Source organism: uncultured Aurantimicrobium sp. (genome assembly GCF_936931525.1).
GTDB lineage: Bacteria > Actinomycetota > Actinomycetes > Actinomycetales > Microbacteriaceae > Aurantimicrobium.
Genome location: NZ_CAKZII010000136.1, coordinates 1 through 1,255, shown reverse-complemented (window position 1 = coordinate 1,255; position 1,255 = coordinate 1). Strand labels below are relative to the sequence as shown.

General features: G+C 55.1%; 2 protein-coding genes. One reads left to right on the top strand and one right to left on the bottom strand.

Features of this window, described 5'->3' with window-relative positions; all coding sequences use genetic code 11:
- Positions 1-678: DUF6421 family protein (locus tag Q0362_RS06525; protein ID WP_298121511.1), on the bottom strand; the 678-nt coding region annotated here is incomplete at its 3' end.
- A gap of 127 nt (positions 679-805) precedes the next feature.
- Here Q0362_RS06525 and Q0362_RS06520 point away from each other — a divergent pair.
- A partial coding sequence (locus Q0362_RS06520; RefSeq protein WP_298121507.1) for an SDR family NAD(P)-dependent oxidoreductase occupies positions 806-1,255 on the top strand: 450 nt, incomplete at its 3' end.

Here is a 1,255-nt window from a genome sequence, read left to right as displayed (position 1 = left end):
GGTCAAGAGCTCCTCTGCATCTGCAGGAAGCTCAAGTCCGGTGATCTCAGCAGCAGCTTTGGTCACAACAGCGAAGCGAGCTGCTTCGCGATCCTGGAAGATAGCGCCCCAGCTGAAAGCGGGGACCTCGCTCATGGCCACGGTCTCGGGGAACAGCACAGCCGAGTTGGTGTCGTATCCAGGAGTGAAGTCAATAAAGCGCAGGGGCAGGAACAGCTTGTTTCCGTAGTCGCCAGCTTCGAGCTCGGAGATGAACTCAGGCCACATCACTTCAACGAGGACTGCTTCAACGAAACGGTTGGTGCTGCCGTTCTGGGTGTACATCGGGAAGACAACCAAGTGACGAACACCGTTCACACGCTGGTCAGCGGGAGCGAAGGCCAAGATAGAGGCGAGGAAGTCTGGCTCAGCAAAGCCACCCTCGACCCAACGACCGAGGTCAGCAATGACTGCTTCGAGGTATGCGGCATCGTGCTGGAATGCTGGGAGGAGTTCGTGAATGGACTCGATGATCACAGCAACGTGGCCACCGGCTGCAGCGTGGTTGCTGGCATCAGGAATCGAACCGTCTTTGATCTGCACAGCCTGAAGGGCAACGGCAGCTTCTTTGAGAGCAACCCATGCTGGAGTGGTGGCGGTGATGTCTGCAGCAGCAGTGATGTCGAGTACCTGTGTCATGATTCAACGCTAACGGAGAATGCACGCACGTTTCAGCGAAATCTTGCGTGAAACCAGCAAGTTTAGGCAATATCACGCACTAAAACAGCACATTCACGCAACAAACGCGCGTGAGTAGAGTAAAGCTATGACCTTCACTGTTGCAGGAACCAGAATCCTTATCACCGGCGCTGCCATGGGCATGGGCCGCCTCTATGCCGAGCGTGCTGTTGCCGAAGGCGCAGAGACCGTCATTCTCTGGGACATCAATAAAGAAGCCCTCAGTGAAACCACCAAGGCTCTTCGTGTTCACGCGGACAACACTCAAGAGATCGTCCCCATGCTGGTCGACATTGGACAGCGCACAGCCATCGAGAAGGCAGCCGCCAATGTCATAGAGAACCACGGTGGTGTGGACATCATCATCAACAACGCTGGCGTAGTTCGTGGAACCTATTTCTGGGAACACGAGAACGAGCGTGACACCGAGTTCATCATGAAGATCAATGCCCTGGCACCCATGTTCATTACTCATGAATTCCTCAAGGGAATGATTGACGGCAAGCGTCCCTCCCGCATCGTGAACATTGCTTCCGCT